The organism is Saccharopolyspora sp. NPDC003752 (assembly GCF_053605825.1).
Genome location: NZ_JBSGJZ010000010.1, coordinates 236,548 through 253,407, shown reverse-complemented (window position 1 = coordinate 253,407; position 16,860 = coordinate 236,548). Strand labels below are relative to the sequence as shown.

13 protein-coding genes are annotated in these 16,860 nt (G+C 68.5%); all 13 read right to left on the bottom strand.

Annotated features, from left to right (window positions below; translation table 11 throughout):
- Window positions 1-136: 136 nt before the first annotated feature.
- The 13 genes from ACWEV3_RS16225 to ACWEV3_RS16165 all read right to left on the bottom strand — a co-directional run bounded on the left by ACWEV3_RS16225 (window position 137) and on the right by ACWEV3_RS16165 (window position 16,785).
- The gene (locus tag ACWEV3_RS16225) at window positions 137-2,323 is read right to left on the bottom strand and encodes an MGH1-like glycoside hydrolase domain-containing protein (RefSeq protein ID WP_452614636.1); all 2,187 of its coding nucleotides are present in this window, start codon (window positions 2,321-2,323) and stop codon (window positions 137-139) included.
- Complete coding sequence (locus tag ACWEV3_RS16220; protein ID WP_452614635.1) at window positions 2,320-4,383, bottom strand: beta-galactosidase; 2,064 nt, start codon at window positions 4,381-4,383, stop codon at window positions 2,320-2,322. Before ACWEV3_RS16220 ends, ACWEV3_RS16225 begins: the two co-directional genes overlap by 4 nt.
- 2 nt (window positions 4,384-4,385) lie before the next feature.
- A complete protein-coding gene (locus ACWEV3_RS16215) occupies window positions 4,386-4,928 on the bottom strand; it encodes a carbohydrate ABC transporter permease (protein WP_452614634.1) in 543 nt (180 codons plus the stop codon).
- A gap of 306 nt (window positions 4,929-5,234) precedes the next feature.
- On the bottom strand, window positions 5,235-6,164 hold the full coding sequence (locus ACWEV3_RS16210; RefSeq protein ID WP_452614633.1) for a carbohydrate ABC transporter permease: 930 nt from the start codon (window positions 6,162-6,164) through the stop codon (window positions 5,235-5,237).
- The gene (locus tag ACWEV3_RS16205; RefSeq protein WP_452614632.1) at window positions 6,157-7,512 is read right to left on the bottom strand and encodes an ABC transporter substrate-binding protein; all 1,356 of its coding nucleotides are present in this window, start codon (window positions 7,510-7,512) and stop codon (window positions 6,157-6,159) included. Before ACWEV3_RS16205 ends, ACWEV3_RS16210 begins: the two co-directional genes overlap by 8 nt.
- Window positions 7,513-7,667: 155 nt before the next feature.
- Window positions 7,668-7,862, bottom strand: coding sequence for an Lrp/AsnC ligand binding domain-containing protein (locus ACWEV3_RS16200; RefSeq protein WP_452614649.1), 195 nt, complete (start codon window positions 7,860-7,862; stop codon window positions 7,668-7,670).
- A 502-nt stretch (window positions 7,863-8,364) separates the two neighbouring features.
- Window positions 8,365-10,551 carry an SUKH-4 family immunity protein gene (locus tag ACWEV3_RS16195; RefSeq protein WP_452614631.1) on the bottom strand — a complete coding sequence of 729 codons (2,187 nt, stop codon included), beginning with the start codon at window positions 10,549-10,551 and terminating at the stop codon, window positions 8,365-8,367.
- A gap of 231 nt (window positions 10,552-10,782) precedes the next feature.
- Window positions 10,783-11,094 (bottom strand): hypothetical protein, encoded by a 312-nt coding sequence (locus tag ACWEV3_RS16190; RefSeq protein WP_452614630.1) that lies wholly within the window; start codon window positions 11,092-11,094, stop codon window positions 10,783-10,785.
- A 221-nt stretch (window positions 11,095-11,315) separates the two neighbouring features.
- On the bottom strand, window positions 11,316-13,415 hold the full coding sequence (locus ACWEV3_RS16185; protein ID WP_452614629.1) for an NACHT domain-containing protein: 2,100 nt from the start codon (window positions 13,413-13,415) through the stop codon (window positions 11,316-11,318).
- Window positions 13,416-13,791: 376 nt separating this feature from the next.
- The gene (locus ACWEV3_RS16180; RefSeq protein ID WP_452614628.1) at window positions 13,792-14,298 is read right to left on the bottom strand and encodes a Fur family transcriptional regulator; all 507 of its coding nucleotides are present in this window, start codon (window positions 14,296-14,298) and stop codon (window positions 13,792-13,794) included.
- 131 nt (window positions 14,299-14,429) lie between these two features.
- On the bottom strand, window positions 14,430-15,476 hold the full coding sequence (locus ACWEV3_RS16175; RefSeq protein WP_452614627.1) for a WD40 repeat domain-containing protein: 1,047 nt from the start codon (window positions 15,474-15,476) through the stop codon (window positions 14,430-14,432).
- Window positions 15,473-16,483: a CobW family GTP-binding protein gene (locus ACWEV3_RS16170; RefSeq protein ID WP_452614626.1), complete on the bottom strand. Its 1,011-nt coding sequence runs from the start codon at window positions 16,481-16,483 to the stop codon at window positions 15,473-15,475. The genes ACWEV3_RS16175 and ACWEV3_RS16170 overlap by 4 nt, the downstream gene beginning before the upstream one ends.
- Window positions 16,480-16,785: a hypothetical protein gene (locus tag ACWEV3_RS16165; RefSeq protein ID WP_452614625.1), complete on the bottom strand. Its 306-nt coding sequence runs from the start codon at window positions 16,783-16,785 to the stop codon at window positions 16,480-16,482. Before ACWEV3_RS16165 ends, ACWEV3_RS16170 begins: the two co-directional genes overlap by 4 nt.
- Between the last annotated feature and the right edge of the window lie 75 nt (window positions 16,786-16,860).

The window sequence follows — 16,860 nt, the reverse complement described above, 5'->3', positions numbered from 1 at the left end:
CGTCCCATTCAACACCTCCGTGATCGTGGTGTTGAATAGGACGACCAGTTGAATCCGCCTTTGGGTGCTGTGAACAACGGGATTCAGGTTGTCTATATTGGACAGTTGATAACAGGTGCGTTCCCGCTGGGGGCGGCTACCGCGGCGTCGACTTCGCCAGCACCAGCAGCACCGACGCCGACCAGCTGAAGTTGCTGGAGTTCAGCCGGGTGCCGTTGAGCGGGTCGTAGTTCTCCCCGATCGGCGCGTTGCCGAGGAGCCCGTCGGCCCGCCGGACCAGCGCGGTCGCGGCCCGCGTCGCGTCCGGTCGGTAGCCGTAGTCGGTCAGCCCGCTGATGGCGAAGTACGTCTGGTCCAGCCAGTTCGGTCCGCGCCAGTAGGCGGTCTGGTCGAACCCGGGTGCGGACACCGAGACCGTCGGGAACGGCAGGTAGGTGCCGAACGCGTGCGGGTCGACCAGCGCCCGCCGCACGCCGGCCGCCTGCGGCGGTGACGCCACGCCCGCCCACAGCGGTATCGCCCCCTCGATGCCCATGCCGCGCTCCGCCAGTGGCCGCTTCGTTGCGGCGTCCACGTCGTAGTAGTAGCCGCTGGCCGGGTCGAAGGCGTGCTCGCGCAGCCAGGCCGCGACGCGTTCGGACTGCGCGCCGAACCGCAGCGCGTCCGCCGGCCTGCCCAGCGCGGCCGCGATCCGGGCCAGGTACCGCTTGTCGGCGGCGAGGTAGGCGTTGAGGTCGACGGACTCCTGGTCCAACGAGTACCCGATCACCCGGCCGGCCGGATCGGTGTTGGCCAGCACCCCGGAGCGGTCGAACCGGGGCGCGTTGTCCATCCCGCTCTCCCACGCGGCGGCCTGCCGGATGTCGGCGGGCGTGGCGTTCTGCGGGTCCGGAGTGGCCCCGTACTCGGCGATGCCGTTGTGGTCGTGATCGCGGGTGCGGTACCACCAGTCGTGGAAGGCCACGAGCTTCGGGTACATGTCGGCCAGGAAGCGCAGGTCGCCGTTGCGCTGGAATACCTCCCAGACGGCCCACCCCGCCAGCGGCGGTTTGCTGTTGCGCTCGTTCCAGTTCCCGCCGCCCTGCGCGGGATCGTTGTAGAAGACGCAGTCCGGGACCATGCCGGCGTCCTGCGGGTGCGCCGAGTCCGCGGTGAGCTGGTGGTCGAAGGCCGATCGGATGGTGGACTCGGCCAGCGCCGGGTCGAACTGGGCGGCCCCGACCGCCGTCTTCCACGAGTCCCAGGCCCAGAAACCGCCGGCGAACCACTTGTAGGTCAGCGACGGCGTGATCCCGTCCGAGACCAGTTTCCCCGCCGGGCTGCGCCAGTTGGTGACGAGCGTTTGCACGCTCTTCACCGCCAGCCCGGCGTGCTCGGCAGGCATCCCGGACAGCGCCGAGCCGAGGTAGCGCTGCCAGCGCTGCCGGGTCTCATCGGCGGCCCGGTGCGGCTGGTGCAGCGCCCGGTCGATCATCGGTTCCTGGGCGGTCCGCTCCTCGGCGGTGAAGGTGTAGGTCTCGGTCCAGGCCAGGTCGCGGATGCCGCCGGCGGGCAGGGACAGCGGGGTGCGCAGCTCGGTCGTGTAGGAGCTGCCGGTGACGGTGGTGGTCACCGGCTCGGCGTGGCGCACCTCGAATCGTTCCTCGCCGCCGGTCAGGAAGTTCCAGGTGTCCCGGACCCGGGCGAAGTCGACCGCGACCCCGCTGCCGGTCGCGGCCAGCGCGAGCGCGTCGCGCACCGTGGCCCTGGCGGGGGTGAGCAGGCTGCCGTCCCAGCCGACCTCCAGCCGGCGCGGGCGGTCGCTCCCCATCCGGGCTTGCACCAGCGCGGTGCGGTTGCCGGTGAACTGCAGCCGGAGCGTCAGGTGCACGCCGTCGACGTCGTAGCTCTGCTCCAACGCGCCGGGGTAGGACACCAGCTGGGGGTGCGGGTCGGCGCCGAGGTCGATTGGCCGGCCGGTGTCCGCGTCGCGCAGCCGGATGCGGGTGAACTCGCTGCTCAGGTACCAGGGGTATTCCTGGGCGAGGTACAGCGGACCGGTGAACCCGCCGGCGAGTCGGCGGTCGCCCGGGGTGGGCAGGCCGTAGCCGTGCCAGGCACCGGCGTCGGAGAAGGCGTTCAGCGGGTTGAACTCGGGTGGTTCGGCGCTGGTGGGGGTGCCGTGCAGGTCCAGCACGTCCGGCCAGGCGCTCGGTTCGGCCGAGGGCGGAGACGGCGGCCCGCCCCGGGCGACCGCGGTAGACGTAGCGACGTCGACAGGCACCAGTCCGGTGCCGAGCAGCACCGCACCGGCCACGCAGGCCAATCTCCGGACGACGCTCATATCCGCCCCTCTCCCGTCCCGGTGCCTGGTCGGTCGACCGCACCATCCGTCCGCAGTGGACGGCGCAGCACCGCCGCGCCTCGGGCGGGCAGCTCGATCTCGGTTCCGGACGGCCGCCCGGTCAGCAGGTCCACCCCGGCCGGGAACAGCTGTCCGACCGCCACCGGCTCGACGTTGTGATTGAGCAGGAACAGGTATTCGGCGTCGGTGCCGATTCGGCGGACCGCCTCCACCCCGCTCGGCGTCTCCCCGTGGGTGACGCCGGCAGCGCCGAGGCAGTCAGCGAGAAGGGTGTCCAGCCCGCCGGAGTTCAGGCCGCAGCCGACGTACCAGGCGGTCCCGTCGCCCCGGTGGTTCCGGGTGATCGCGGGTACGCCGGCCAGCTCGCCGTCGGCGTACCGGGCGACCGGGACCGCAGTGCTCACTTCGACCCACTCCGCCCAGGTCGTGGCGTGCCGGTAGCGGTCCGGGTCGGCGTCGTCGTCGGCCGCCAGCCGGGCGACCGCCCTGTCGGCCAGCGGCCACCACTCGTCGACGGCCACCCCGAGCAGGTCGCCGAGCGGTCCGGGCGCCCCGCCGCGGTGCACCCGGTCGTCCCGGTCCACCACGCCGCTGAACGGCCCCACCACGAGGTGCCCGCCGCCGTCGACGTACCGGGCCAGCCAATGCGCGGTGTCCGGCTCGCACAGGTACAGGTTCGGCGCCAGCACCAGCCGCACCCCGGTCAGGTCCGCACCGGGCGGCACGAACCGCACCGGCAGGTTCCGCGCGTACAGCGGCTCGTACCAGGCGCGCACGATGTCCAGCCACCGCATCCGGCTGCTGGGGTGCTCGTCCAGTTCCAGCGCCCACCAGTTGTGCCAGTCCAGCACCACCGCCACCTCGGCCGGCACCCTGCTGTCGGCCACCTCGGCGAGCCGTCGCAGGTCCGCCCCGAGCCGAGTCGTGCGGGCCCAGCCCTGGCTCGCCGTCCCGCGGTGCGGCAGGAGGGCGCTGTGGAACTTCTCCGCGCCCGCGACGGACGCCCGCCACTGGAAGAACAGCACGCCGTCCGAGCCCCGGGCCACCGTTTGCAGGCTCCACAACCGCGACAGGTCGGCGGACTTCGGCACGTTGACCGGCCGCCAGCTGACCGCGGACGCCGCGTGCTCCATCAGCAGCCAGGGGGCGCCGTGCCGCAGCGAGCGCATCAGGTCGTAGTTCATCGCCGCGTGGACGTGCGCTTGCGGGTCGGCCGGATCGGGGTAGGCGTCGTCGGAGACCACGTCCTCCTCGGCGGCCATCGCCCAGTAGTCGAGGCTGCGGAACATGCTCATGAAGTTCGTCGTCACCGGAACCGCCCCGGAGTACCGGTCCAGCACGGACTTCTCCGCCCGGTAGCACTCCAGCAGCGCGTCCGAGCTGAACCGCTGCCAGTCCAGCTGCTGGGTCGGATTCCTCGGGCCGGGCGCGGTGCGCGGCGGCTCGATGTGCGACCAGTCGGAGTAGTGCTGGCTCCAGAAGGCCGTGCCCCACGCCGCGTTCAACGCGTCCACGGTGCGGTACCGGCGGCGCAGCCAGGACCGGAAGTCCGCGGCGGAGACCGGGCAGAAGCACTCGGTCACGTGGTCGCCGTACTCGTTGTGGATGTGCCACATCGCCACCGCGGGATGGTCGTGGTAGCGCTCCGCCAGCCGCTCGACGAGGCGTGCGGCGGCCTGGCGGAACACCGGTGAGCTCGGGCAGTAGTGCTGGCGGCTGCCGAACTCCAGGCGGACGCCGTCCGCGGTCACCGGCAGCACCTCCGGGTAGCGGCGGACCAGCCACGCCGGGGGAGACGCGGTCGCGGTCGCCAGGTCGACCGCGATGCCGTGCTCGTGCAGCACGTCCAGCAGCCGGTCCAGCCAGTCGAAGGCGTAGGACCCCTCGGCCGGTTCCAGCCGGGACCAGCCGAACACGCCGACGGTCACCAGGTTGACGCCGGCCTGGCGCATCAGCGCGGCGTCCTCCGCCCACATCTCCTCCGGCCATTGCTCGGCGTTGTAGTCGCCGCCGAACAGCAGCCCGGGAACCCTCGTCATGCTCACTGCTTCACCGCCCCACCGAGAAGTCCGGACACGAACTGCCGCTGGAACGCCACGAACACGACGACGAGCGGCAGCGTGGCCAGGAAGGAACCGAGCATCAGCCCGGCGTAGTCCACGCGGGTCAGCCCGATCATGGTGTTCAGCGCGACCGGGATCGTCCGCTTGTCCGGTGTCTGCAACACCAGCAGCGGCCAGATGAAGGCGTTCCACTGGGTCATGAAGGTGTAGATGGCCAGGGCGCCCAGCTGCGGTCGGGACACCGGCAGCACGATCCGGTAGAAGATGCGCAGGTCGCCGGCGCCGTCCAGGCGGGCGGACTCGATCAGCTCGTCCGGGAAGTCCACGAAGGACTGCCGCATCAGGAAGATGCCGAACGCGTTGGCCAGGAACGGCAGGATGGCCGCCTGGTAGCTGTTGATCCAGCCGACGCTGGCCATCATCTGGAACAGCGGGACGAGCAGCACCTGGGCCGGGATCATGATGGTGACCAGCAGGACGCCGAGCAGGATCCGACGCCCGCGGAAGCGGTACTTGGCCAAGGCCGTACCCGCACAGCGCGCTCACCGCGGAACTGCCGATGGTGTAGATCGTCGCTATCAGCACGCTGTTTACCAGGGCCTGCCCGAAATCGGCCTCGTCCTGCAACGCGCGCAGGTTGGCCATGATCTGGTCGCTGGGCAGGAACGGCGGCGGCGACTCGAACAGCTCCGCGGTGGTGTGCGTGGCGGCCACCGCCATCCAGTAGAACGGGAAGATGCTGACCACCGCACCCACCGCCAGCAGCGCGTAGAGCCCGGCCCTGACCAGCAGCCGACCCGGTGTCCGTCGTTCTGCCGTTCCGGTCACTACGACCTCCTCCCCAGCACGGCGAACTGGACCGCCGACAGCACGCCGATGAGCACCACTAGCAACCAGGCGATCGCGGCCGCGTAGCCGAAGTCGAGTTGCTGGAAGCCGACCCGGTAGAGGTAGAGCACCGGGGTCAGCGTCGCGTTGTCCGGGCCGCCCTTGGTGAGCACGAAGTTCTCGTCGAACAGCTGGAGCGTGCCGATGGTCGAGGTGACCGTGCAGAACAAGATCACCGGTTTTAGCTGGGGTAGCACCACGCGGAGGAAAGTGGTCGCGGCGCCGGCCCCGTCGATCGAGGCGGCCTCGTACTGCTCCCGGGGCACCGCCTGCAGGCCGGCGAGCAGGATCACCACGTTGTACCCGGTCCAGCGCCAGGTGACCGAACCGATCACGGCCACCTTCGCCCACACCGGATCGTTCAGCCAATCCACCGGTGGCAGGTGCAGCCAGCCGAGCAACTGGTTGACCACGCCGCCGTCGGTGGTCAGCAGGACGCGGAACACCACGGCGTAGGCGACCAGCGTGGTCACCGCGGGCAGGAAGAACACCACCCGCCACGAGGTGCGGAACCGCAGCCAGGACTGGTTGAGCACCTGCGCGAGCACCAGGGCCAGCCCGATCATCACCGGCACCTGCACCAGCAGGATCAACCCGGCGTTGGCCAGCGCGGTGCCCACCTGCGGATCGGAGAGCAGCCGCCGGTACTGGGCGAGTCCCACCCAGCTGGTCTGGCCGTCGCGCCGGCCCAGGAAGCTCTGCAGCAGGCTGGCCAGCAGCGGATAGGCGAAGAACAGGGCGAACAACGCCACCGCGGGGGCGGTGAACACCCAGCCGAACCCCGGCCGTCCCGCCCGGAACCGGCCGAGCGCGCGCCGGTGCTCCTCGGTCCTCGCGGGCTTGGTCGGCACCGCGACCTCGCTAGTCATTGGCGAGCTCCCTACCGGTCGCGTCGGCGATCTGCCGCGCGGTGTCGCGCAGGGCCTGCGCCGGGTCCTTCCCGTTCAGCAGGACGCCGGCGACCATGTTGTTCACCAGGTCGCTGGCCCGGCTGGAATCCGTGGTGTAGACGAACGGCGGCGCGTGCCCGACCATGTCGGCGAACAGCCGGTAGACCGGCTGGTCCCCGAAGTACGGTTGGGGTTCGTCGAAGAACGGGTCGGACAGCGCGGGCAGGTAGGACGGGAACAACCCCTGCTGCCGCATCATCTCGACCGCGTTGCTCCTGCTGGCCAGGGCGAAGTGGACGAACGCCCAGGCCGCGGTCGAGTTCGCGGCCTGGCTGGGGATCGCCAGCGTCGATCCGCCGCTGTTGGACGTGGTGGGGCCGCCGAGGTCGAAGGCCGGCAGCGGGAGGACGCCGAACTTCCCGGCCAGCTCGGGCATCTCGGAGGTGAGGGTGCCGGTCCACCAGACCGCGGTCGGCGCGGTGGCCGCCGTCCCGGACTTGGTCGCCGACACCAGTCCGTCCCAGCCCTTCTCGTTGTCGATCAGGTCGGCGTCCTGCATGTCCTTGAGCAGCCGCAGCGCCCGCAGCGCCTGCGGGCTGTCCAGCGCCACCCGGCCGTCCGGGGTGAAGTACGAGGCGCCCTGCTGTTGCAGCAGCAGCGGGAACATGCTGGATTCGTTGGTGATGTCATCGATGAGCAGCTTCTTGCCGGTGGTCGCCTTGATCTTCTTCCCAGCGTCGAGCAGCTGTTGCCAGGTGGTCAGCGAGGCCGGGTCGACACCTGCCGCGGCGAGGTGGTCCCGGCGGTAGAACAGCCCGACCGGCCCGGAGTCCCAGGGCAGGCTGTAGAGGTGGTCGTGGCCGTCGGTCGACGCCTGCCACTTGGTCGGGTCGAAGTCCTGCTGCTCGCCGTTCGCGGCCGGGGCCAGGTCGACGAACCCGTGCGGGAAGTTCCCGGTGTAGCCGGCCATGTGGTCGGTGCCGACGGTCACCACGTCCGGGAGCCCGGAGCCGGACTGCAACCCGACGGAGATCTTGTCGTAGGCGTTGTCGTATCCGATGTCCACAATGGTCACCGAGACCTTCGGGTACTTCTTCTGGAACTCCGGCACCAGCGCCTGCAACCCCTCGGCGGCGACGTCCCAGGACCACACGGTGACATTCCCGGAAACCGAGTCGGGGGCGTCGACGACGCCGACGAGCTGTTGTCCGTTGCTGGCCAGCGGGGCCGTGTCGGCACCGCCGATGGCACATCCGCCGACCAGGCTCAGGGCCGCTAGCAGTGCGACTGCCTGCCACGGTCGCGAGCGGCGTTTGGTTGTCCGCATGTCCCTCTCCTGTCCCGCGAGGACGGGCGTGCCTGGGCACGACAACCTCCGCTACCGGGTTCTGAGCGTGCCGAGGTTCGGCGCAGGGTGATCGAGCGCGGGGCCGGATGCGGCCCTGCACGTCGTGGGTGCCGGTCGGGGCGTACGCCGACGCGTTACCCGCTGCCGACCAGTTCGCTGAGCAGGATCTGGGGCGGGGTGTGCGCGATGGCCGGGATGCGTTGCAGCCGAAGGATGATCTCCTCCAGGTGGCCGGTGTCCCGCGCGTGGATCGGGGTGAGTGCATCGGCGCTGCCAGTGGTGGTCCATGCCCGCACGATTTCCTCCTGCGCAGTCGGCGAATCGGTCACCTCGTCACCGGAGGTGCCTGGCACCGCCAAGACTCCGGGCAGGGCCAGAGACCCGGCCCAACGCCCGTCGATCGATCTGTTGGGTGTGCCCACGGATCACTCCCGACACCTCGAGCCGCGCGATGCGACGTTTGACAGAGGATGCGGCGACACCGGAAACGTGCGCAAGGAGTTCGAACCAGGTCAGGGTGCAAGCACGCAATTCTTGCAAGATTCCGCGATCAATCGCTTCCACGTGCCGGAAACTTGCACGAGGCGCGTCGGCCGTACGCGATCTTCGATGTTTGCCGTACCGGCGACGGGGAAGGAGTGGGGACGGATGCTCCGCCATTCGATCGTCGCATCATGTCCGAAGGCGGGTAGCTACTCACCTGGTGTGAGCGTGGGTGGTAGCCATGCGCCGGTGGTGAAGAGTTGGTATCGGCGCCCGCGGGTGCGCAGGCCGGCGGTTGCAGCCTGCCTCTCCGGCTGATGCGCCGAAACCGGTGTGGCACTTGTTGTGTCAGTCGTTGTGGAGCACGTACGACCAGGCGGGCTGGTCACCGCCTGTCTCGTCGACTTCGACCAGTGCTCTCAGGACCCAATAGGTGATCTGCTCTCGCTCGGAGCTGGCCGGGGGCAGAATGCTCCGCGTACGCAGCCCGATGACGTACAGAGCGACCATGGTGAGGAAATCCACGAGGCTGTGCGCGGCGGGAAGGCCGGCGAGGCGATCCTGGCCCGGCTCCGCGGGAACGCGCAGGACATGTCCGGTGGGGCCGTCGATGACGAGCTTGCCGCCCATCCACTTGCCGATCTGGAAGAAGGGCCCGCTTTCGGCGACGGGCTCGATTCCCCCGGGCCAGGAGGGCAGCTCGTCGAGAATTCCGATCTCCCAGCTGCCGAAGGGGAAAAGCCCCATGGCCCCCTCCATCATGTACGGCAGACCGAAATCGAGGAGGAGTTCGCGCGTCGCCGCGTGGGTGAGCCGATCCGGAAGGTCCTCGACCTCGATGGGATAGAGCGCGTCCTCGCCGAACAGAGCGATGAGGTCCTCGTGGCCCGGCGCCGGCGAGTCGATCGGACTGCACGGGCCCGCGTCCGCGTAGTCCCAGCTCAGGGGTCGCTGCGAGGCGCCGAAGTCGGAGATGTTCACGCCGTCCGCGGGCTTGATGACGATCAGTCCCAAGTCTCCTGCGAAGACGACGACCTCCCCCACGGCCAGCGGCTCGCAGGGCAGCATGAAAGCGCGCTTGCTTCGTCGGGGCGACGACGAGGCGAACAGTTCTTGGACACGAGAAGGCGCGACGGAGCCGCTCCCGGGGGACGCGGGCCAGGTGAGGTCTGCACGATGCTCCGCCGGAATCTCGTCGTGTTCCCAAGGGTGGGTGACACGCTCTCCCGTCTCCACGTCCCAGATCGAGACGAACGGCTGCTGTGCACCGTCCACCGTCCGCTGCTGCAAACCGGCGATGGCGGGTCGCCCCTGCCAGCGCACCTCCGCCAGGGCGGCAAATCTCCCGGCCCGCAGGTAGCGCACGTGATAGCCACCCGGCGGCCGCCAATGGGCCCACTTGACCTGCCAGGGCAGTGCCACACCAGACGTGGCGACAGCGGACGCGAATTCGAGATCGTCGCGCGAAAGCGCCATCAAGTGCAGCCACGAAGCCCACTCTGCCTGATGCCGCGGTGTGACTCCCCACCCCCACAGATGAATCGCGTCGGCGGCAGCCGTGTTTCCGGAGATGATGAAGCTGATGCTTCGTGCCGCGTCCATGAGTGCCGTTTGCGGCAGATTGGCGATGACGCGTCCGTCCCGAAGAACTTCGTCGAACGTTCCTGCCTGTACGGCGTGCATGGCGAGCCCAGTGGCCGCGTACCGGCCGACGGCACCGCCTTCGGCCCACCCCTCGGGGTGGCGAAAATCCGAAGCCGAGCTCATCAGCCAACCAGCCAACTGCTCATGGACGCTGGAGAGTTCGGCAGATTCGAACTCCTGGCACAAGGTCTCGGCCAGGCCCTCGTCCACAAAGGAAACCCCGAGAGGTCCCAGCCGAAGAATTTCGGGCCTTTCCCTCGCGAATTCAGCGAGTTCGTCCTCGGATGCCGCTTCATCGGTCAGCGCGGTGACAAGTCGGGCCCAGACGGGGACGGGTGCGAAGCGGGGCTCGGCCAGTGCCAACGCCCGCACGGCAACGGACTCCTTTACCGCCGGCGGATGCTCGACGGCTGCCGCGGACAGCCGAAACACCGCTGTGGGATAAACGTGGGCCGGCAACAACTCGGGAACCACGTGGACCACCACGCCCAACTCGCCACGCGCCAGCCGCGGAAGGGTCGAGGTCGCCAACCGCTCGGCCTCGTACGACCGCCGTGTCGGCCCGGCGCGGTGGGCGTTGACGACCAGCAGCAACCGCTCCTCGGGCCACGAGCCGAGCGCGAAACGCCAGTCGTCCCGCTCGTCCGCGGACAGATCGACGCCGAGTGCCGCAAGGGCCTGCTGCATGACCTGCTCGGCGGTGAGGCCGGTGGCGTCGACGAGAACACTCCCCGGTACGTCCTCGTGCACCCGCTGCATGACGCCCCCGGCATCGACACCGACCGGGGCGACGACGTAGGCGGTGCTGCCGCCCCGTCCACCGGCACGCCACCATGCGCCCACGCGACCGGGCACTCCTTCCGCGGGAATGCCCACCGATGCCACTGTCACGTCGCTCCTCGTCGCCGCCGCTGCCGAACTCGATCACAGTAGTGGGCCAGCGCGCTCGGCCTGTGCGGGGAAGTTGGCAGGGGGTTCGGCCTACGCGGGGAGTTCGCCGACCCAGCCGCCGATGCTCAGCAGGCTGGGCGTTCTCGGCCCTTCTGATCTCTCAACTCTGTTGTTCCGCAGTGCTGTATCGGACATCCGGTCCAAAGCCTTCCAGCCCTCAGGTGGGCCGTCTCAGCCATTGGGCCGGCGCAGGCTGCGGTACAGCTCGATCGCGGAGTCCGGCGGAAAGTTGGGAACATGGGTGACGGCTCCGTCGCTTTTGGAGATCACCATGTGACTGCCACCCAACGGCACCTGAGTGCCGGGCGGCGGCGGGGGCATGACGGCGTGGACGAGGAAGCCGATGTCGAATTCAGCCACGTGCAACGGCGCCGGGTTTCCTTCCAGATCCAGCACTTCGAATCGGGTGCGAGCGGCAGCCAACGCCTCCTCAGCAGTGGCGGGGATGGGCTGCACCGGTTCCGGCGCGCCGGAATGCGACATGGACTCTCTCCTATCGGTGAAGGGACGAACAGTCCACCCTAGTGCCGTTGTCGTGGATGGGAAACGTCAACGCCCTGGTGCGGGAGACCAGGAGGCTTCCCGCAGGCCTGGTGCCGGTGCTGTTCAGCCTCGGCGACTGGAAACCCGACTCGACCGATCTCCACCAGCTCACCTCCCTGCCGTTGGTCGACCTGGATGAGTGGTGCTACGTGGCGGGGCGTCTATCTGTTGACGGGCTCGGCTCGGTAGCGGGTGGCGAGGTGGTCTCGGAGCCGGGCATGGCGGAATTGGTAGACGGCCCCCGCCCGGCGAAGGACGCCCCGTTGGTAGGCGTCTTCGAGGAAGCGCTTCGGGCGCCAGGGCAAGCGTCCGGTCAGCGGAAGCCAGAGGCACGCGAACAGCAGCCAGTTCCCCCACGCCGAGAACATCAGACGGGCCCCTCCGACGACAAGTCCGAGTGCGAGTCCAATCGTGAGACCAGCCGTGAGTTCCACCGACCCGCCAAAAATCCCGATCACGGAGGCAGTCCCGAACAAGATCCCGAACATGAGCACCGACGTAGTCGTTCGTACCAGCGTGACCGTTCGATCACGGGTCAAGAGCGTCCATGGATCGGTGGCATGCGGGTCGTGATCGTCTCCGAGGGCGAACACACCGACGCCCACGAGCCCGTACACCAGCCCGGTCACGAATCCGACCACGAGCACGTCCACGAGGTCGTGCGTGAATTCGGCTGTGAGCCCGGAGCTGAGCAAGTAGACCCCGGTAGGGAACCAAACCACGAGCGTGACCGCGAGCCCGAGCGCGAGTCCTTTGTTGAACTCGGACCATGATTTCTTGAGGTATGCCCGCGGAGGACGCCTTTCGTAGCTTCGCTTCCGCAAGGACAGGCGGAGACATTCGGGTGCTCGTCTGGTGTATCCGCGGGTGAATCCCACTTCTTTGATGAGCCCGATGGCGAGCCCGATCAGGAGCGTCCTCACAAACCCCACCAGGAACCCCATGAGGAGGTACGCGAACTCGCCCGGGTGCGCCCCGAAGGCCACGGCAGTGAAGCCGAATCCGCCCAGGATCCCGCAGGCGGCTGTGGTGATGAGGGTACGGGTGTGGCGGTGGAGGGTGGCGGGGAGTTGCCACCAGGTGAGTTCGTGGGTGCTGCGTCGTGTGAGGTGTGTGGCGAGGTAGCCCAGCCAGTGACGGGCATCCTCGGGTGCGTGGTTTGCGCGGCGTGTTCTGTGGTCGCGGCGGTCGTAGAGGGTCTTGAGGTAGATGTCCAGGAGGTGTTCTTCGAGGTCTTCGCTGGTGGGAAACCGGGAGGTGTCGAGAAGCTCGCGGGGATCGCGGTCCAGGGCGTCGTTGTAGGTGGTGCGGGCGAGCGTGACCATCAGCGGCGTGCGCAGCACCGGGGTGAGGTTCTGGCTCGCGGCCTCCTGGGGTGCGGTTTCGAGGTGCTTGAAGACCTCGTCCCATTGGTGGGCGCGGGTTTTGCTGGCGCTCTTGCGCAGGTAGTGGTGGGCTTGCGTGAGGGTGAGGTCGTCGAGTTCGATGGCCGCGGCGCGGCCGACGGCCTTGACCGTGCGGGCGGCTTGAGCGTATTGCTCGGGTCGGCTGGTGAGGACCAGTGGCCAGTCGACGTTGTTGATCTCGCGGATCGCGGCGCGGTGGTGCTGGTCGGGGATCTCATCGAATCCGTCCAGGACCGGCAGGAGCAACTCAGCGTCGACGAGGTCCTCGGCTCCGCTTCCGCCGGTGGTGGGGTTGCGGTCTTCGAGGAACGGGAAGTCGCGGAGGAGTTGCTGGACCAGCCAGGCCCGCAGTCGGGTCGAGGTGGGGTTCCAGTCGCTGAGGCTGAACAACACCGGCACCGGAGCGGTCACGCTGGTGTTGTCGGTCAGGTCGAGGATGAGGTGGTGCGCGAGCACGGTTTTGCCTGCGCCTGCGCGGCCCAGGATGACCAGTCGTTGTGAGCTGATGGCCTGGTAGGTGTCCCGGATGGCGGTGGAGTCCTCCAGTCGCACCGGTTTGTCGCGTCCCGGGGTGCCGTGGATGTTCTCCCAGTGGTCGAGCAGGTCGTCGTCGGCGGTGTGCCATTGCACCGACAGTGCGTCAGGACCGCGGATTCCCCAGCGCTCCACTTCCTCCGCGCTGAGCTTGCGCACCTGGGTGAGAAGATTCCGAACCAGCTTCGTCCGGGTCTCGTCCAAGCCCAGATGAGCATCGGATTTCGACAGCATCACGACATCGCCGTTCACATCGCCGCTGACCTGGAAAACGGTCCTGGCCGCGCCGTGATTCTCGTTGTGGATCTTCCCGCTCGGCACGCCGTGCAGTCTGCCGCACGCAGACCGCAACCAAGACCAAAACCACCAAGAACCACCGCGTGGACGATCAGCAACCTGGCCCGGTTCACTGACCGAACGCTGGCTACCTGACGATCAGGCGTCGGGATCAGAGAAAGCATCGCCATGCAGCCCTACGATCTGTCGATTACCGGTTCGGGTGCCGGCCGAAGGTGAAGGCAGCGTCCTGGTGCGTTCGTGCTCCCCGGCTCGTGTGGGATGCACTCGGAGTCCGGGAGCGATCGGAGATGTCGAAGCTCTGCGAACACGGGGCCATAACCAGTGGCACGCGTGTACGCGCGGTGGCTTCACCGTCACGACAGCGTTTCGTGAGTGATCGTGGAGCTCAGTCGGCGCGTCAGGCTGAGCTCGAAGTGGGGGTTGGTGGCCCATCGAGCTGAGCGGGGGTGCCTTGGAGGGGTGCAGCACTCTTGGTGGTGTTGGGATGGATTCCGGTGTGCTGGGGTGTCGAGCATGTCCCGCACCGTCCTGAAACTTCTAGGACGAGGAACGCATCGGTGAAGCCGTGTTCGTTTGCGACGGTGATGGCCCAGTCGTGGACGAACGTCACGGATACGGGGACTCGTCGCTGGCAGTCACGGCACACCAGGCGGTAGGTCTGGCCTTCGGCGGCTGTGCAGAAGAGTTGGGCGCCGTTCGCGCTGTGGACGACCTCGGCGTGACCGGAGGCAACCAACGCATGTAATGCCCTGTACACGGTCGCCAGCCCGATGTCCACTCCGTTCGTGCGCAAGCTGAAGTGGAGTTGCTGCGCGCTGACAGAGCTTCGAGACTCTGCCAGCGCGTGGAAGACGGCTCGCCGGTTGTGGGGCCAAAGGCTGGTCTCGTCCTGTGAGGTGGTCATGATTGCTGCTCCTCGCGTTCACCGGGCCCTATTGGGTGCGCCTGCTCCTTTTCGTCAAGTGGGTGATGGGGTGAGCGCAAATCTCGTGCGCTCACCCCATTGCCGTCTTCGGAGCTGAGGTCCGTCGCGGATCAGGTGATGGTCAGGGCATCGATGCGGCCGGATCGGCGGCCGATGTAGACGGCCGGGCCGGCGGCGCCGTGGCCGGTGGTGATCGCGGTGACAGGGTCGTCGTCGCGGACGCCGCCGGCTGGGCGGATTTCGTCTCCCGGCTTGGTGGTTCCGGTGATCCGCCAGACCAGGACGTTACCGTCTTGGTCGCCGCTGATCAGCGTTTCGCGGCGGCCGGGCACCCAGGCGAAGGCGGTCACGGCGGCTTGGTGGCCGGTGAGGACCACCCCGGCACGGCCGGTGGGGCCGCGCCCGGAGAAGTCCCAGCAGGTGAGGACCTCCGCGGATTCGCAGGCCATCCAGCGGCCGCCGTCCTCGAAGGCCAGGTGCGAGACGGTGGCGGGGAATCCGGACATCTGGAAGTCCGATGCGTCGTCGACCTTCCAGCCGTGCAGGGTCGCGTCCTGGCTGCCGCCGACGACCCAGCGGCCGTTCGGCGCCGCGGTCAAACCCGAAATGGCGCCCGGTGCGTCCAGGGTGTTGGTGATCCGGTCGGTGCCGGGTTCGAAGATCGTCACGCCCTGGTATGCCGATGCGGCGACGCGCAGGTTCCCGCGTGGCCACAGCACGTTGGTCACGGTGCTCGACAGCGGCGCTGAACTCCAGCGGGGCGCGCCGTCGCGGTCGAGCACCCGCACGTGTCTGCCGTCGGCGACCGCCAGGCGCTGGGATTTCTTGTCCCACGCGGCAGAGGCCGACCACCCGGCGCCGTCGCTGCGCAGCAGTTCGCCGTCGGTTGCGCTCCACAGCCGTCGGCTGCCGACTCCGAGCGCGGCGATCCGCGTTCCGTCCGGGCTCGCTGTGATGGCCAGCAACGCGTCGTCGAGATCCCGTTCGTGGCGTGTCGAGCCATCCGGGTCGATCACCCGGATGGCGCCTTCGGATCCGCCGGCGACCACGGCATCCGGGTTGCCGGTCCCGCCCGGCAGGACATCGAGGCCGACGACGGGTTCGCCCAGGCCGGTTTGCCAGCGGGGTTTCAGCGAGCTCTTCTGGAGGGGCGTCATGCCGTGGCCTCCGCGGTGGCCGGTTCCAGGCAGGCGTGGAACTCCCGTTCCAGCTGGGCGCGGTCGAGGTTGCGGCCGATGAACACCATCCGGTTGCGGCGCGCTTCGCCGTCGCGCCAGGGCGCGCCGAGGTCGCCGTCGTGGAGCATGTGCACGCCCTGGAAGACGTAGCGCTGGTCCGATCCGGCGAGGTTGAGGATTCCCTTGCTGCGGAACAGATCCGTGCCGCGCTCGCCGAGCAGGACGCCCAGCCACTCGTTGAGCTTCTCGACGTTGACCGCGCCGTCGGCCTCGATGCCCACGCTGGTCACCGTCAGGTCGTGCTGGTGGTCGGAGTCCTGGAGGAACTCGGGTTCGTCGGCGAGGATCTTGTCCAGGTCGAACGCGTGAACCCCCAGCACTTCGTCGAGGTCCACGTCGCCGTGCTCGGCGGGCAGGATGCGCACCCCGGCGTTGATGCGGTTGATGCGCCGCCGGACCTCCGCGATCTCGTCCTCGTCGACCAGGTCGGTCTTGTTCAGCACCACGCGGTCGGCGAAGGCGAGTTGTTCGACCGCCTCGTTCTCGGCGCCTTCGGGCTTCTCGTCGTCGAGGTGCTGGATGATGTGCTTGGCGTCGACGACGGTCACGATCGCGTCCAGGCGCAGCTGGGCGCGCAGGGTGTCGTCGACGAAGAAGGTCTGCGCGACCGGGGCGGGGTCGGCGAGTCCGGTCGTCTCGATGAGGATGGCGTCGAAGCGGTCCTTGCGTTTGAGCAGCGCGCCGAGGATGCGGATCAGGTCGCCGCGGACGGTGCAGCAGATGCAGCCGTTGTTCATCTCGAAGACTTCTTCTTCGGCGTCCAGCACCAGGCCGTCGTCGATGCCGATCTCACCGAACTCGTTCTCGATCACGGCGATCCGCATGCCGTGGTGCTCGGTGAGGATCCGGTTGAGCAGGGTGGTCTTGCCGGAGCCGAGGAAGCCGGTCAGCACGGTGACCGGCACCCGGTCATCGGTCTTGTTCATCGCGGCGTGTTCTCCCCGTCGGGGTTGCTGGTCAGCGTCTGACGGATGGTGGCGTCATCCACTTCGGACAGTGGTGCGTGGATCGTCCAGCGGTGGCTGTCGCCCTCGCTCAGAACGGCGATCTTGGTCTCGACGGGCGGGCAGCCGGGTTCGGCGCAGGCGAGTTCCTGGACCGTTACCGCCGCTTCCCGGTCGAGGCCGAGGGCGGTGCGCACCAGTTCTGCGATCTCGCCCGCGCGATCGGCGCGAGCGGGGTCGGGCCGGTTCGACCGGCCGAGTAGTCGGTTCAGCGCTTCGTTCATCGCACCTCGCAGGTCTCTTCTCGGCTTCGACTTAAATGATAACGACAATCATTTTCGTTAAGTTCCCGGGGTGCG